Origin of the sequence: Wolbachia endosymbiont (group B) of Rhopobota naevana (assembly GCF_947250615.1) — a bacterium.
In the GTDB taxonomy this organism is placed as follows: Bacteria; Pseudomonadota; Alphaproteobacteria; order Rickettsiales; family Anaplasmataceae; genus Wolbachia.
In genome coordinates this window covers 790,624-804,533 of record NZ_OX366333.1, presented here as the reverse complement: position 1 = coordinate 804,533, position 13,910 = coordinate 790,624, and the positions used below count along the sequence as shown (strand labels likewise).

Sequence of the window (13,910 nt, the reverse complement as noted above, 5' to 3'; positions counted from 1 at the left end):
GTGACTTGCATTCATGAAACCCAATCGGCTTCTATGCTAATTATTATCCAAACTAATAGTCGGCTGTGCATCCTGCTCAGAGATCAGAGCAACTAGCAAATTGTTTATCAATTGAACCTTTTGTTTTCCATCCAATTGTAAGCTTTTATTTTTTTCAAAATGGGCTATTACTTCTTCGATAATTCCTATTGCATTTTGCACTATATGCCTTCTTGCAGAGGTGATGGCATGTGCTTGTTGACGTCTCAGCATTGCTTGTGCAATCTCAGATGAATACGCCAAATGCGATATTCTCGCTTCTGTAATTTCAATTCCAGCAATATTCAATCTTTGTTGTAGCATTGATCTCAATTCATTTGAAATTTTATCAGAATTTTTACGCAAAGATTCCTCATCGTTTTCGCTATCATACGGATAATTACTTGCCAGTTCTCTAATTACCGAGTCACTTTGCACAAAAACAAAATCATGATAATTATTAACATTATAATATGCCTTCGCAGGACTGCTCACTCTCCAAACAATTACTACTGAAATCTCTATCGGACTTCCATTAGCATCATTAACTTTAATTTTTTCTGTATTGATATTCTGAAATTTCAAAGAAACTCTATATTTACTCGAAAATGGAAGCGTTACGCATATTCCAGACTTAAAATAAGTTCCAATATAATGACCAAAAAACTCTATCACTCTTGCTTCATTAGGATCATTAACGAAAAATCCTTGAGAAAAAGTCAATATTGAAACAGCAGCAACTCCAAGTGCAATTGTGCTGTCATACACAAAAAGTACCAATAAAATTAACCCTAGCGCTATTAGTACAGGAAAAGCCCGAATTTTACTTAGATTTCTATCATTTATTGTATTTTTATCTGTACTGTCTTCATCAGATTGCTTTTTCACTTGCACCCTCTCTGCTGATTATTTCATCTACCTTACTTACAAATAATTTAAACTCTCTTAATTCACGATCAGGCAACTTTATCTCATTGCCATGAGCTATCGTAAGCGGATCAATATGTTTACCATTATATATAACTTCATAATGTAAATGAGGTCCTGTTGCAACACCAGTGCTGCCAACATAAGCAATGATTTGTCCCTGCTTTACTTTAGAGCCTAACTTTACATCGCTACTAAATTTGCTTATATGTGCGTAACAAGTTGAATATTTATTGTTGTGCTTTATTTTGATGTAATTCCCATAGCCACCATTCTTTCCTATATATTCTATTACACCTTCTGCAGTGGCGTGTATAGGAGTGCCAAGTTTAGCTGCATAATCTACTCCTTTATGAAAAGCAATTTTACCATGAATGGGATGCTTTCTATTACCAAAATTCGAGGATATACGAAAATCTCCGTTTAAAGGATTTACAAAAATTTCGCTACTCTTCAAGCTTACCCCCTCTTTATTAAAATACACTTCTTTTGCTTCTTGTGACTCATAATGATACAAGCTAATGACCTTTTTATCTGTTGTCAGTGAAGTATATAAAATTTTTTCTTCAGCCTTCTGATTACTGAGTGATTTTTCACACAGCACCTCCAATTTGCTTTTGGGCACAATGTCTTTTTTAAAATCTACACCATAACCTTTATATATGTCGATTAATCTCATTACTGTATTTGGCGCCAAACCTTCTGCGTCAAAAAAAGAGGATTTTATGTCACTGGATATGAATAACAACTTTCTATCACTTTCTGTCACCAAAGCAGCTTTTTTTTTCCTGATCCCGTGCTGAAGTAACGCTGGAAAGTGGTTTAGGTTGCTTTCTGTTATTCCAGTGCTTGAACAGTTTTTTAATCGAAAATGTTGTATAGCGTGCTGTTTACAATCAATTTCCAGTGTCTGGGCACTGGAATGACAATAGTATTTCTGCGCAAATGTTTCAGTTGCATATGCTGGTAAAATACAAAGCAGTGGAAGTATTACCAGCCTCATAGTTTATCAGCAAAAATAAAATTACCTTCAACATACTGCACATCATCATTATCTTCTAGCTCTTCAACTAATGTAGATAATTTATCAATTAATTCTTTGTCGCTCACTTCAATCAGGTCCTTTGGTTGCCATGAAAGACGAGCAAGTTCTGGTTCTCCAAATTTTGTATAGAAAGCATCACGCACTCTACCAAAATCTTTCACTTCACAAGTTATAACATATAATTCTTCCTTGTTATTTTCCTCAACATTCAATACTTCTAATTCAATTCCATAGTTAAATAAATCTTCAAAATTTATACCCTCTGCTTTATAGACAATTAAGCCTACATGATCGAAAAGGTAACTCACACATCCTGTTTCTCCCAAATTACCGCCTTTGCGAGAAAAGATATAACGTATCTCAGAAGCAGTTCGGTTGCGATTATTTGTCAGAGCATGGACAATAAGTGCAGCACCAGAAGGTCCGCAGCCTTCATATTGTATTTCTTCATAACTTTCTCCAGCAACGTTACCAGCTGCATTTTTTATTGCTGTTTCTATTTTATCTTTTGGTAGATTTTCCTTTCGCGCAGAAAAGATAGCAGAGCGAAGACGTGGATTAAGCTCGGGATCAGGTAGCCCTTGTTTTGCAGCAACTGTTATTTCCCTAATGAGCTTCGTAAATTTTTGCGAGCGCTTTGCATCCTGAGCACCTTTTCGATGTTTTATATTTGAAAACTGTGAATGACCAGCCATAAGAAAACTAATTCACCCCTTCTACTAACATATTTTCATACTGCTCAGCTTCTAAGTCAAGGCCAAGAGCTAAGTGAGCTGTTATTAAATAACTAATAACTCTAGAAGAATATTTAGAATCTTTATCGCTTATCATATCTTGAAAACGCTTAATTGCTGCTAAATATTCACCACGCTTTAGGTAAAATTCACCAATAGAATACTCTTTTTTTGATATATGTTCTGTGATTAATTTTTCTTTTTCTTTGATCTCTTCTATATATTCGCTATTCGGAAAAAGATTAATATATTCAGTAGCTAGCTCTAAAGTTTTATATGCAATTTGTTGCCCAAGCTGCACTTTGTTAATTTGCATGTAATAAGATAATACTCTTAAGTAATATACATATGGCAAATCTTCACCATTTGGATAAACGTATATATAATCATCCATATCACTTGCAGCACCGCTGTATTTACCCATATTATAGTGAGAAACCCCAGACAATAATTTGGCTTTCATTGCCCAATAAGATAAAGGATACAAATCCTCTATCTTTTGAAATGCTCTAATAGCTTGCTTATATTTTTTCTGATCATAAAGCTTAACTGCCTCCTCATATAGTTCAGTTTCAGTGTGTTCAAGATCATTCGCATACGACTGCGTGAAGGGGCAAGTCAGAAGAAAAAAGCATATGATTAAAGTCTTATACATAAGATTTTTTTTGATCAAAATAAAGTATAGACTAAATATTACCTAAATAAACAAATTTTTGGCATTATCATCGAACGAAAAGCGTCTCTTGGCCACCATTACCTATATTGCTCGCACCACCACCTATTGCAACACCCTTTCCACTCACTTCTACGTTCTCTAGCTTTCTACTATAAGAATGTGTGATCAATCCACTTCCTACCATCAAAAGAGCAATACCTACCAGACCTAAAGCAGGCCCAACAGCAGATGATGCTAATGCTACTCCAGAAATCAATATTATTTTCCTGATTAGTAATAAAGAAGAACCAGCGAGCATTAACTTAGCTGAAGACATATTGCTTGTCTTTTTTTCAAACTTCTCATCAAAGTCTTGCTCTTTTTCTACTTCATATTTTTTACTTTTCTTGTACTCGCGATAGCAGAAAGTAGCACTCGCTACAAAGTAAAATAGACTAGAAATTGAAAAAGCTACGTCTCCTATTATTCCTTGCTCCAATGCTTCACCTACTATGCTAGCCACAATAACTAATGTAACTAAAGCAGCATCAGCATAGTTAAAGTAATCATCAACGGTACAAGGAAGGTCTCTCTTTTCTTTTTCTACTGTTTTCCCACTTTCAATATTCTCCAATTCTCGTTCTTTTTGTGCTATTTTTCTATTATTATAAATTAAATATAGCGTGCAAATAAGGGATAAGACTGTGAAAGGTAATATAGTATGGCCTAATGAGCTGCTTATAAGGCCAAGTAATACCTGATCGCTACATGTTTTTTCGAGCTCAATTGCCATCAATAATGCAAATGGAACCATTGTTACCAATGATACACATTTCCTATGTAGCTCTCTTTTTTTTAGTGTTAATAGTTCTTGTTCGAGCTTTTTGCTTTTTTCTTCCTCTCTTTCTTTTCTGACTTCTTCATCAACTGTTGGCCAAAAATCCCAGAAAAAATCTTCCATTTTAGCACCTTTTTTACCTTTGGATCTTTTTAAAAAAAACTTAGTGCCTGTAATACTAGTCATATGAACAGACCAACTTATGAACTAATACATTATATAGGATTTTAATTACTAAGTCAATGTTATGAAATTATTAACCTTCTTTGTATACTCTTAAGCAATTTAGTCAATCTGTTTGATGCCAGCTAGAACGTAATTATAGCCTGACCACATAGTCATAACAGCCGCAGCCCATAAGCAAACCACACCTATATATTTAGTTGCTTCATAATCACTCATTATTAACGCTACTATAGCAACCATCTGCAAAAATGTTTTAATTTTCCCAGCCTTACTCACAGGTAAACTAACGTTTGTAGCTATCAAGAACTCCCGCAAGCCTGAAACTAATATCTCCCTACAAACAATTATAACTGACGGTATAATTGTAATATCATCTATCTTATGCTTATAAACTAGCATGATTATTGTTGAAGCTACTACTAACTTGTCGGCAATTGGATCAAATAACTTGCCAAAATTCGATTGGACTTTCCATGCACGCGCTAAATAACCATCAAAAAAATCTGTAATGCACGCAAACATAAAGATCAATATTGTTATTAGACTTGCATACTTACTCTCTATATAAAAGCTTGATATTATTGCCGGTATTGCGAGCGCACGAGAAATTGTTAGCAAATTAGGCACGTTTTTCTTAAGCATGTCACATCACCCTACGTAGTAGATAAATTTATACAGAAGTACAATAGAGTTCACAAGCTAATAGTTGAACATTCATAAAAACCCCATATACTTAGGAAATTACTAACAATAAGCTCAAAGCATGAATAATGATTTAGATAACACCACAAAACAAGAAGCACTTAAGTACCATAATAAAAGTGGTAAACCTGGTAAGGTATCAGTTATACCAACAAAACCCTTATCCACACAGCATGACCTATCACTTGCTTATTCCCCTGGTGTTGCAGCCCCATGCCTTGCAATAGCTAAAAATCCTAAAGCTGTTTATGATTACACGGCAAAAAGCAATTATGTGGCTGTCATTTCAAATGGCACCGCAGTGCTGGGACTTGGCAATATCGGTCCTCTTGCTTCAAAACCCGTCATGGAAGGCAAAGCTGTTTTATTTAAGCGTTTTGCTGACATTGATGCAATTGATATAGAAGTTGACACAGAAAACATAGAAGATTTCATCAATGCAGTAAGGTATCTTGGTCCAAGTTGGGGGGGAATAAATCTAGAAGATATAAGATCTCCTGATTGTTTTATAATAGAGAAACGTCTAAATGAGTTGATGGATATTCCGGTGTTCCACGATGATCAACATGGCACTGCAGTAGTTGTTGCAGCTGGTATAGAAAATGCCCTCGATATTGCTGAAAAGAAATTAGAGAATGTCAAGATCATCATGAATGGTGCTGGAGCAGCTGGTATTGCGTGTTTGGAAATACTAAAGTCCATGGGCGCTAAGAACATAGTGCTATGTGACAAACAAGGAGTAATACACAAAGACAGAAAAGAGGACATGAATAAGTGGAAGGAAAAATATGCAATTGACACTAAAGAACGTTCTCTACTTGATGCCATAAAAGGCGCTGATGTATTCATCGGACTCTCTGCAAAGGATGTGCTCAGCGAAGAGATGTTAAAAAGCATGGGTAAAGACCCGATCATTTTTGCTCTTGCTAATCCTGATCCAGAAATAAGGCCTGAATTTGCAAAGTCTGTAAGGCCAGATGCAATAATTGCAACTGGTAGGTCAGACTATAACAACCAAGTCAATAACGTAATGGGGTTTCCTTATATATTCAGAGGAGCACTTGATGTACATGCAACGACAATAAATGAAGAAATGAAAATTGCAGCTGCAGATGCAATAGCGAAGCTTGCCCGCGAATCAGTGCCAAATGAGATATCTGCAGCCTATGGCGGTCGTAAAATGAGCTATGGACGTGAATATATAATACCTACTCCATTTGATCCAAGATTAATTTCTATGGTATCTCCTGCTGTTGCAAAAGCTGCCGTTACCTCAGGTGTGGCAAGAAAGGAAATAGAGGACTGGAATGAGTATGCAAGTCAATTAAAATCTCGTCTTGCTAGTGCTCTCAGCACGCTGAATCTATTGTCTTCACAATAATCAATTGCATATTTTAGACTTATAATTAAAATAAACCAATGACTATTACAATTCACGAGTTAGAGAAAATTATCAAACAATCATTTCCTGATGCTGATATAAAGATTAAGGACCTTGCTGGAGATGATGATCATTATCATTTAAAAATAACTTCCAAGTGTTTTTCTGGAAAGACAAAAATAGAACAACACAGAATGGTATATAAGGCTCTTGAAGGTCAGTCTATACATGCATTGCAACTAGAAACTGGAGCTTAAAATTAAGGTGATATTTATGAACAACTTTCAACAAATAAAAAAAGACATAGCAGAAAACGATGTAGTGCTGTATATGAAAGGCACCTCTGACTTTCCTCAATGTGGATTCTCTGGACTCGTCGTGTCAATTCTCAAAAAATTGAATGTAAAGTTTAAATGCATCAACGTACTTGAGAATGATGAAATACGTCAGTCCATAAAAAGTTTCTCTGATTGGCCAACAATTCCACAATTATATATAAAGGGAGAGTTTGTTGGTGGCTGTGACATAACCCGCGAGATGTATGAAAAAGGTGAGTTACAAAATTTGCTAAAAGAAAAAAAGGTTACACAAATACATCAAGAGATGGGCTAATGTACCCCCGTCTCGGTTGTACATGCCCACTTATCTCCTTTACATCACATTTTCAACTTATTGTCTTTGTGCTTTTCTTGATTTAGCATAAGATTCTACTTTTGCCTCTTTTACAGTCGTACCTGGAGCAGTATCTCCGTCACTTTCTAAGCTATCATTAGAAGAAGCTCTCCTGTCACTTTTTAAATTGTCATTGGAAATATCCATATCTTTAGCTTCTATGTTAGCACTTTGCTCAATAAGATTTTTAACTTTTTGGATAGTTTCTTCCGCAACTGCAGTCATCTTTTGGCCTAATTGTGGTTGCATTAGAGAACTTACTATTTCCATGTGATTTCTTTCGCGGGCTAGATCTAAAGGTGTTTTATTATTCTTATTTTTAGCTTCTATGTTAGCATGTTGACCCAGGAGAAATTCACAAAGCTCTAAGTGGTTATAAGCAGCAGCATAGTGTAAAGATGTCCATTTATCATTATCAGCATCATCAACCCCTATTCCCTTACTAAGAAAAAATTCCACTATTTCTTTATAACCTTTTTTAGCAGCAGCATGTATAGGCTTTTTACCATCACTATTAATTCTAGCATTAATATTAGCTTTTTTTTCATTCACAAGAAATTTAACAATCTCTTTATGGCCTCTCTCAGCAGCACGGTGCAATGGCGTCCATCCATTATTGTCTTTAGCTTCTATGTTAGCATGTTGACCCAGGAGAAATTTAGAAAGCTCTAAGTGATTATAACGAGCAGCATAGTGTAAAGGTGTCCATTTATCATTATCAGCATCATCAACCCCTATTCCTTTACTAAGAAAAAATTCTACTATTTCTTTATGACCTGCTTTAGCAGCAGCATGTATAGGCTTTTTACTATCACCATTAGCTTTAGCATTAATATTAGCTTCTTCTTCATCCACAAGAAATTCAACAATTTCTTTACGGCCTTTCCATGCAGCATAGTGTAAAAGTGTCCATCCATCATCGTCTTTAGCTTCTATGTTAGCACGTTGATCAAAATGTATGTATAACATATTAGCAAAATGGCAGAAAAGAAGTTTTGGGTTTTTATTTGGCTGAAAGTGAAGTTCTGGTTGGGAGTACTAAATGACCTAAAGGAGAGAGGAGTAGATGATATTCTGATAGCTTGTGTTAAAAAGCTTTCCTACAGCTATAAATAGCGTATTTCCTAAAGCAGAAATGTATAGTACATCAGATAAGAAATTCACTGAAATATGTATCGAGCAAAAGTTTTCATGAATGATTTGAAAAAAACATATCAAGTAGAGAAATAGCCGAAAATTATTTGCTTGAGCTAGAGGAAAAATGGGGAGAAAAATATACTTTAGTTTTGGGAGAATAATTGGGAAAATCTGTCTAGTTATTTTAAATATTCCGGCCCTGTAAGAAAATTAATTTATACCACAAATCCTATTGAAGGGTTACATAGACAGATCAGAAAATTTACTAAAACTAAGGGCTCATTTACTAGCACAAATGCCTTGTATAAACAGGTATATTGTGCTATAAAGAAGGCAGGAGAGAAATGGACTATGCCTGTACATGATTGGGCATTAACCATATCCCAGCTCGACATTTTCTTTCCTGGTAGATTGAAAATTGAGTTGAGCTAAAAATGCGATTTGACACAGTTTATTTAACACTCCCATTCTTCTATCAGTTAATTCATTCCCGTCAGATTAAGTTGTGTTTAGCACAATTTGTTCCACTGTTCTTCATCTAAAATTTCCACACCCAATTCCATTGCTTTTTTATATTTTGAACCTGGATCTTCTCCTGCAATTAAATAGTCAGTTTTAGTAGAAAGGCTTGAACTGATCTTTGCCCCTAAAACTTTAGCTCTTACTTTTGCCTCCCCTCTGCTCATAGCACGTAGCTTACCAGTAAACACTATAATTTTGTTATTCAAAAAAGAATCGCTAGAGTTGGAGCTCACGGGAAGAATTTGCAGATATGCAGTAAGATCATTTAACATTTTAATGTTACGTTCCTGAGAAAAAAACGATTTTAAAGATTCAGCTACTTTTTCTCCTATACCATCTATACCTACCAACTCAACATCATTTGATGACATCGAATTATACCAGTTATCATAAGATACATAATAATTTGCGAGCAATTCTGCTGCAACTTGGCCGATAAATCTGATACCCAAAGAAAATATGAACCTATCTAGAGAGATTACTCTTCTGCTTTGTATAGCACTTAATAGATTAGCTATTGACTTCTCGCCCCAACCATGATGCTCTTTTAAGGAAAACTCTTTTAATCTTTCCTCTAAAATAAAAATGTCTGGAATTTGTCTTATTAGTTCCAGATCATAAAAAAACTTTATTTGTTTTTCACCAAGGCCAATAATGTCAAATGCATCTTTTGACACAAAATGTTTTAGTTTTTCTACTATTTGAGCCTTGCAATTAAATTCTTCAGGACATCTTACTGCAACTCCTTCAATCTGCACTTTACTACCACATTCAGGACATATGTCAGGAAACACAAATTCAGGCATATTTGCATGACGAGAACCTTCATCTACTTTGACAATTTGAGGAATTACATCTCCAGCTCTTTTAATTATTACAACATCTCCTTCTCTTATGTCTTTACGTTTTATCTCATCTTGGTTATGTAGACTTGCTCTGCTAACTAGCACTCCGCCAATATTGACTGGTACCAAATCTGCAACTGGAGTTAAAACCCCCGTTCTACCCACCTGTATAAATATTTTATTTAACTTTGTCTTTGCATAAATCGCAGAAAATTTATATGCAAGCGCTGAGCGTGGCGCTTTGTGTGTACTTCCCAGACGACTTTGTAGCACCAAATCATTCACTTTATAGACTATCCCATCGATATCATAATCCAAGTTATAACGATAATCATAGATCTCGTTATAGAACTTTAGCATTCCATTCAAACTACTTGTTAAGGAACGATGCTCATTTACGCAAAAACCAAGTTTCTCAAGTTTTTCTAGTACTTCACTTTGACTTTTCTCTATTCCACCAATTAAAGAATAAGCAAAATATCTAAGAGGCCTTTTTGCTGTAATGTTCGCATTCAATTGCTTTAAAGAACCAGCAGCTGCATTTCGAGGATTAGCGAATTCATTATTTTCATTTAACTTTAAAAAGTCGCTGTTACTGATATATATTTCACCCCTTACTTCTAGTCTTCCTTGAACATCTTGTAAAAACTTAGGAAAGCCTTTTATTGTTGCAACATTGTGAGTTACATTCTCTCCTACAAAACCGTCACCTCGAGTTGCAGCTTTAACAAATTTCCCATCTTCATAAATTGCAGAAAATGACAATCCATCAATTTTTGGCTCACATAATATCTCTATTTCATCTGCAATTAAAAATCTCTTTATTTTAGACAAAAATTTTTCTACACCTTGTTCATCATAAGCATTCTCAAGAGAAAGCATAGGTTCTTGATGTTCCACCTTAGAAAATCTCTCATCAGGCGGAGCACCAACACTATCTTGTGTTGCATAAGCTTCTGGCTCTATTGCAGCTAACTTTTTTTTCAGTTCATCATATTCAGCATCACTTATCTCTGGCTTACTTTTTTGATAATATAAGATATTATGATAATTAATTTGATTTTGCAGTTTTTCTCTCATCTTTTCCAAGTCAGTCATGATACCAATATAATGCTCTTTGCCGTCAAGTCATGAATTTTTTCAAAAGGTACTATAAATTTATACTACTGCCCTGAAAAGCAATACTAATATTAATATAATTTTTGTACTTGTATATTAATGTTAGTATAGTTTTTAAATTAAGGAGTACATTATGAAAGAATACAATTACAAAAATTTGGCTGACGAATCAAACTTCGGCTCTCAAGTGTATCGTGCAGGAATGTTTGATAAAATTCTTGATATAAGCAAAACAGCAAAAGAAGCTGCGAATCAAGTAATATCTAAAATGGGTAACGATTTAAAACTAGAAGCTAGAAAAGCAGCTCAAGATGAAGTAAAAAAAATAGAAGGAAAAATGCTAACTTTAGCTGAAGAGAAAGCTAACAAAATAGCTAGCGAAAAAGCTAATCAAATAGAAAAAAAAATATCGACTTCAATTGATAAGACAGTAAAGTCAGTAGAAGCAAATGCTGAAAAAGCAGCAAAAAATGCAGCTGAAAAAGCAGTGAAAAAAGTAGGACCAGAAGTTGCAGATTTGCTAAAGCCAGAAATAAAAACTCAGGTAGAAGAAGCAGTAAAAAAATATACTGAAGAAAAAATTGAAAGCCTTATAAAACCTGAAATTACAAGCAAAATAAATGATCTTGTCACTACACAAAGTAAAGAAGTAAGTACACTTTTAGAAGATGAAATGAATAAATTAGTCGAAGATGCACATAAAAATTTGAATGGGAAAATAGATCAGATTAAATGTGAACTTACAAAAGTAAAATCTGATCTCTTAGAAGCTAGTGCAAACAGTTTCCTTGAGAGCACAAAATTATTGTCGCTTATGGCAGAAAATGAAACATGTGAAAACCAAGATTTAGTGTATTTTTAATCACAACAGGGGTTTTATATAAGGTTTTTATGGGTTTTTTAACCCATAAAAACCTTAGGATAAATGAAGAGAAAAGTATCTGTTAAGTTGCATGGCTACTGTGCAAAATATTGAAGCAAAAAGGTTTCATCCCAGTACTTCCTACCTTGTCATCCCAGTGCTCAGACACTGGGATCCATTGTTCCTTTCGGGAGTGTTAAATAAACTGTGTCAAACCGAGAAGTAAAGTAATAAATTGATAAAAAAATGGAGGTTTGACAATGAGTCAAGCAAACACAACTACCGGTTTGGTAGACTATAAAGAATTAGAAACAAATATCTTATCATCTATACGAGAAGGAAGACCATTGACAGGAAGAGATGGAGCATTAACACCATTTATCAAAAAACTGCTAGAGGGAAGGCGAGATAGAAAACCATTTGTCGGCTGAAAGCGAAGAAAACAACCGAAGAAATTCAAAGACTTTACGGACAAGTATTTGAACTATTGACACCAAGAGATAGAGAAGGAAGTTTCGAGCCACAAGTAGTCAGAAAAAGGCAAACAACCGAACTTGAAGCAAAGGTTTTAAGTACATATGCCAGTGGCATGGGATATAGCATCGCATGTAGAAGAAATATAAAATATCTGCAGCAGAGATATCAAGTATTACTGACAAATTGCTACCAGTAATCAACGAATGGCGCAGTCGTCCGCTGCAATCTGTATATCCAATAGTGTTCATGGTTTTTTAAGGTCAAGGAGGACGGGCATTGTGTAAGCAAATGTATGTATAACATATTAGCAAAATGGCAGAAAAGAAGTTTTGGGTTTTTATTTGGCTGAAAGTGAAGTTCTGGTTGGGAGTACTAAATGACCTAAAGGAGAGAGGAGTAGATGATATTCTGATAGCTTGTGTTAAAAAGCTTTCCTACAGCTATAAATAGCGTCTTTCCTAATGCAGAAATGTATAGTACATAAGATAAGAAATTCACTGAAATATGTATCGAGCAAAAGTTTTCATGAATGATTTGAAAAAAACATATCAAGTAGAGAAATAGCCGAGAATTATTTACTTGAGCTAGAGGAAAAATGGGGAGAAAAATATACTTTAGTTTTGGGAGAATAATTGGGAAAATCTGTCTAGTTATTTTAAATATTCCGGCCCTGTAAGAAAGTTAATTTATACCACAAATCCTATTGAAGGGTTACATAGACAGATCAGAAAATTTACTAAAACTAAGGGCTCATTTACCAGCACAAATGCCTTGCATAAACAGGTATATTGTGCTATAAAGAAGGCAGGAGAGAAATGGACTATGCCTATACATGATTGGGCTTTAACTATCTCTCAACTTGATATCTTTTTTCCTGGTAGGTTAAAAATCGAGTTGAACTAAAAATGCGATTTGACACAGTTTATTTAACACTCCCTGCAACGGAGTTATCGTAATAACACCCCTTATGTACGTTGCATGAGCAAATTGGTCAAATATACGAAAGAGTTATAATACAGATTTTACTCAAAAAATATTGAAACAATCTCACACATCTTAAACTAAGTTCTCAATTTCTCAAAGAAATCTTTTAACAAAAGAGAACATTTTGTTTCTAATATTCCACCATAAACTTCAGGTGTGTGGTTACAGAATTGAAATATTCTAGTGCCGTTTTCAACTCCTCCACCTTTGGGATTGTAAGCCCCGAAGTACAGACGTTTAATTTTTGCAAAAGAGATAGCTTGAGCGCACATCGGGCACGGCTCTAACGTTACGTACATTTCAGCTTCATAAAGCGTGGAAGTTGAAAATGCTTGTCTAATTGTTAACATTTCTGCATGTGCAGTTGGATCATTAGATATATTGTGTGCAGAGGAGATGATATTGTTTCCATTAACTATTACAGCACCTATTGGCACTTCGCCATCTTTCTGAGCAAGTTTTGCTTGCTCTATGGCAAGTTCCATGTATTGGTACTTAAACATTAGGTGCTTGGGTAAATATAATTTTCTTTTCTTGGCTTTTCTATTTTTTCTAGGTTATAGAATTCACTAAGGACTATTGTCCTTTTTACAAGGCTATCTATTTCTCGCTTTAAATATTTTTTTATTTCTTCTACCGATTTTAGTTCGTTTATAGCTACAACTACTTCTTCCATTATATCCTCTATAATTTGATCCTCCTCTAATTTATATATTATTTGTTCTACATGCCTATTCAATTCCTCGAAGGTCGCAGATCCATATGTAATGCTATCTTTACTATTTCTTAGTAACATTTTTTACCTC

14 protein-coding genes and 2 pseudogenes are annotated in these 13,910 nt (G+C 34.7%); 6 read left to right on the top strand and 10 right to left on the bottom strand.

What is annotated here, in order from left to right:
• Nucleotides 1-36: 36 nt before the first annotated feature.
• From OOL01_RS03930 to pgsA, 6 genes are all read right to left on the bottom strand, one after another.
• Nucleotides 37-906, bottom strand: coding sequence for an SPFH domain-containing protein (locus tag OOL01_RS03930; RefSeq protein ID WP_264687197.1), 870 nt, complete (start codon nt 904-906; stop codon nt 37-39).
• Nucleotides 890-1,948, bottom strand: coding sequence for a M23 family metallopeptidase (locus tag OOL01_RS03925; RefSeq protein ID WP_264375469.1), 1,059 nt, complete (start codon nt 1,946-1,948; stop codon nt 890-892). Before OOL01_RS03925 ends, OOL01_RS03930 begins: the two co-directional genes overlap by 17 nt.
• Nucleotides 1,945-2,685: a YebC/PmpR family DNA-binding transcriptional regulator gene (locus tag OOL01_RS03920; RefSeq protein ID WP_264687196.1), complete on the bottom strand. Its 741-nt coding sequence runs from the start codon at nt 2,683-2,685 to the stop codon at nt 1,945-1,947. Before OOL01_RS03920 ends, OOL01_RS03925 begins: the two co-directional genes overlap by 4 nt.
• Before the next feature lie 7 nt (nt 2,686-2,692).
• Nucleotides 2,693-3,379: an outer membrane protein assembly factor BamD gene (gene bamD / locus OOL01_RS03915; RefSeq protein WP_010404795.1), complete on the bottom strand. Its 687-nt coding sequence runs from the start codon at nt 3,377-3,379 to the stop codon at nt 2,693-2,695.
• Nucleotides 3,380-3,446: 67 nt separating this feature from the next.
• Nucleotides 3,447-4,403 carry a hypothetical protein gene (locus tag OOL01_RS03910; RefSeq protein WP_007302576.1) on the bottom strand — a complete coding sequence of 319 codons (957 nt, stop codon included), beginning with the start codon at nt 4,401-4,403 and terminating at the stop codon, nt 3,447-3,449.
• Between the two features lie 99 nt (nt 4,404-4,502).
• Entirely contained in the window at nt 4,503-5,045 is a 543-nt protein-coding gene (gene pgsA, locus OOL01_RS03905; RefSeq protein WP_006012406.1) for a CDP-diacylglycerol--glycerol-3-phosphate 3-phosphatidyltransferase, read from the bottom strand.
• Nucleotides 5,046-5,166: 121 nt separating this feature from the next.
• On the opposite strand from pgsA, the gene OOL01_RS03900 reads away from it, so the two are divergent.
• The 3 genes from OOL01_RS03900 to grxD are packed head-to-tail and all read left to right on the top strand — an operon-like array spanning nt 5,167 to nt 7,098.
• A complete protein-coding gene (locus OOL01_RS03900; protein WP_264687195.1) occupies nt 5,167-6,486 on the top strand; it encodes a malic enzyme-like NAD(P)-binding protein in 1,320 nt (439 codons plus the stop codon).
• Between the two features lie 38 nt (nt 6,487-6,524).
• Nucleotides 6,525-6,743 (top strand): BolA/IbaG family iron-sulfur metabolism protein, encoded by a 219-nt coding sequence (locus OOL01_RS03895; protein WP_006012412.1) that lies wholly within the window; start codon nt 6,525-6,527, stop codon nt 6,741-6,743.
• 16 nt (nt 6,744-6,759) lie between these two features.
• Complete coding sequence (gene grxD, locus OOL01_RS03890) at nt 6,760-7,098, top strand: Grx4 family monothiol glutaredoxin (protein ID WP_264687194.1); 339 nt, start codon at nt 6,760-6,762, stop codon at nt 7,096-7,098.
• 57 nt (nt 7,099-7,155) lie between these two features.
• Here grxD and OOL01_RS03885 read toward each other — a convergent pair whose 3' ends face one another.
• Nucleotides 7,156-8,127, bottom strand: coding sequence for an ankyrin repeat domain-containing protein (locus tag OOL01_RS03885; RefSeq protein ID WP_264687193.1), 972 nt, complete (start codon nt 8,125-8,127; stop codon nt 7,156-7,158).
• Between OOL01_RS03885 and OOL01_RS03880 the strand changes: the two are divergent.
• Nucleotides 8,108-8,727: pseudogene (locus tag OOL01_RS03880) on the top strand (IS256 family transposase); the annotation flags it as partial. The gene OOL01_RS03885 and the pseudogene OOL01_RS03880 overlap by 20 nt on opposite strands.
• A 77-nt stretch (nt 8,728-8,804) precedes the next feature.
• On the opposite strand, the gene ligA reads toward OOL01_RS03880, so the two are convergent.
• On the bottom strand, nt 8,805-10,760 hold the full coding sequence (ligA, locus tag OOL01_RS03875) for an NAD-dependent DNA ligase LigA (RefSeq protein WP_264687192.1): 1,956 nt from the start codon (nt 10,758-10,760) through the stop codon (nt 8,805-8,807).
• A gap of 154 nt (nt 10,761-10,914) precedes the next feature.
• Here ligA and OOL01_RS03870 point away from each other — a divergent pair, with 154 nt between their 5' ends.
• The gene (locus OOL01_RS03870) at nt 10,915-11,643 is read left to right on the top strand and encodes a hypothetical protein (protein WP_264687191.1); all 729 of its coding nucleotides are present in this window, start codon (nt 10,915-10,917) and stop codon (nt 11,641-11,643) included.
• 260 nt (nt 11,644-11,903) lie between these two features.
• Nucleotides 11,904-13,023: pseudogene (locus tag OOL01_RS03865) on the top strand (IS256 family transposase).
• A gap of 158 nt (nt 13,024-13,181) precedes the next feature.
• On the opposite strand, the gene OOL01_RS03860 reads toward OOL01_RS03865, so the two are convergent.
• Entirely contained in the window at nt 13,182-13,589 is a 408-nt protein-coding gene (locus tag OOL01_RS03860) for a nucleoside deaminase (RefSeq protein ID WP_264687190.1), read from the bottom strand.
• A gap of 17 nt (nt 13,590-13,606) precedes the next feature.
• Nucleotides 13,607-13,900, bottom strand: a complete 294-nt coding sequence (locus tag OOL01_RS03855) for a hypothetical protein (protein ID WP_007302591.1) — start codon at nt 13,898-13,900, stop codon at nt 13,607-13,609.
• Nucleotides 13,901-13,910: the final 10 nt, after the last annotated feature.

What these genes read in the sequence shown, in the direction of transcription:
- bamD (WP_010404795.1), bottom strand. Translation starts at nt 3,379, where the DNA reads ATGTATAAGACTTTAATCATATGCTTTTTTCTTCTGACTTGCCCCTTC.
- ligA (WP_264687192.1), bottom strand. Translation starts at nt 10,760, where the DNA reads ATGACTGACTTGGAAAAGATGAGAGAAAAACTGCAAAATCAAATTAAT.
- OOL01_RS03910 (WP_007302576.1), bottom strand. Translation starts at nt 4,403, where the DNA reads ATGACTAGTATTACAGGCACTAAGTTTTTTTTAAAAAGATCCAAAGGT.
- grxD (WP_264687194.1), top strand. Translation starts at nt 6,760, where the DNA reads ATGAACAACTTTCAACAAATAAAAAAAGACATAGCAGAAAACGATGTA.
- pgsA (WP_006012406.1), bottom strand. Translation starts at nt 5,045, where the DNA reads ATGCTTAAGAAAAACGTGCCTAATTTGCTAACAATTTCTCGTGCGCTC.
- OOL01_RS03895 (WP_006012412.1), top strand. Translation starts at nt 6,525, where the DNA reads ATGACTATTACAATTCACGAGTTAGAGAAAATTATCAAACAATCATTT.
- OOL01_RS03925 (WP_264375469.1), bottom strand. Translation starts at nt 1,948, where the DNA reads ATGAGGCTGGTAATACTTCCACTGCTTTGTATTTTACCAGCATATGCA.
- OOL01_RS03900 (WP_264687195.1), top strand. Translation starts at nt 5,167, where the DNA reads ATGAATAATGATTTAGATAACACCACAAAACAAGAAGCACTTAAGTAC.
- OOL01_RS03920 (WP_264687196.1), bottom strand. Translation starts at nt 2,685, where the DNA reads ATGGCTGGTCATTCACAGTTTTCAAATATAAAACATCGAAAAGGTGCT.
- OOL01_RS03885 (WP_264687193.1), bottom strand. Translation starts at nt 8,127, where the DNA reads ATGTTATACATACATTTTGATCAACGTGCTAACATAGAAGCTAAAGAC.
- OOL01_RS03855 (WP_007302591.1), bottom strand. Translation starts at nt 13,900, where the DNA reads ATGTTACTAAGAAATAGTAAAGATAGCATTACATATGGATCTGCGACC.
- OOL01_RS03860 (WP_264687190.1), bottom strand. Translation starts at nt 13,589, where the DNA reads ATGGAACTTGCCATAGAGCAAGCAAAACTTGCTCAGAAAGATGGCGAA.
- OOL01_RS03870 (WP_264687191.1), top strand. Translation starts at nt 10,915, where the DNA reads ATGAAAGAATACAATTACAAAAATTTGGCTGACGAATCAAACTTCGGC.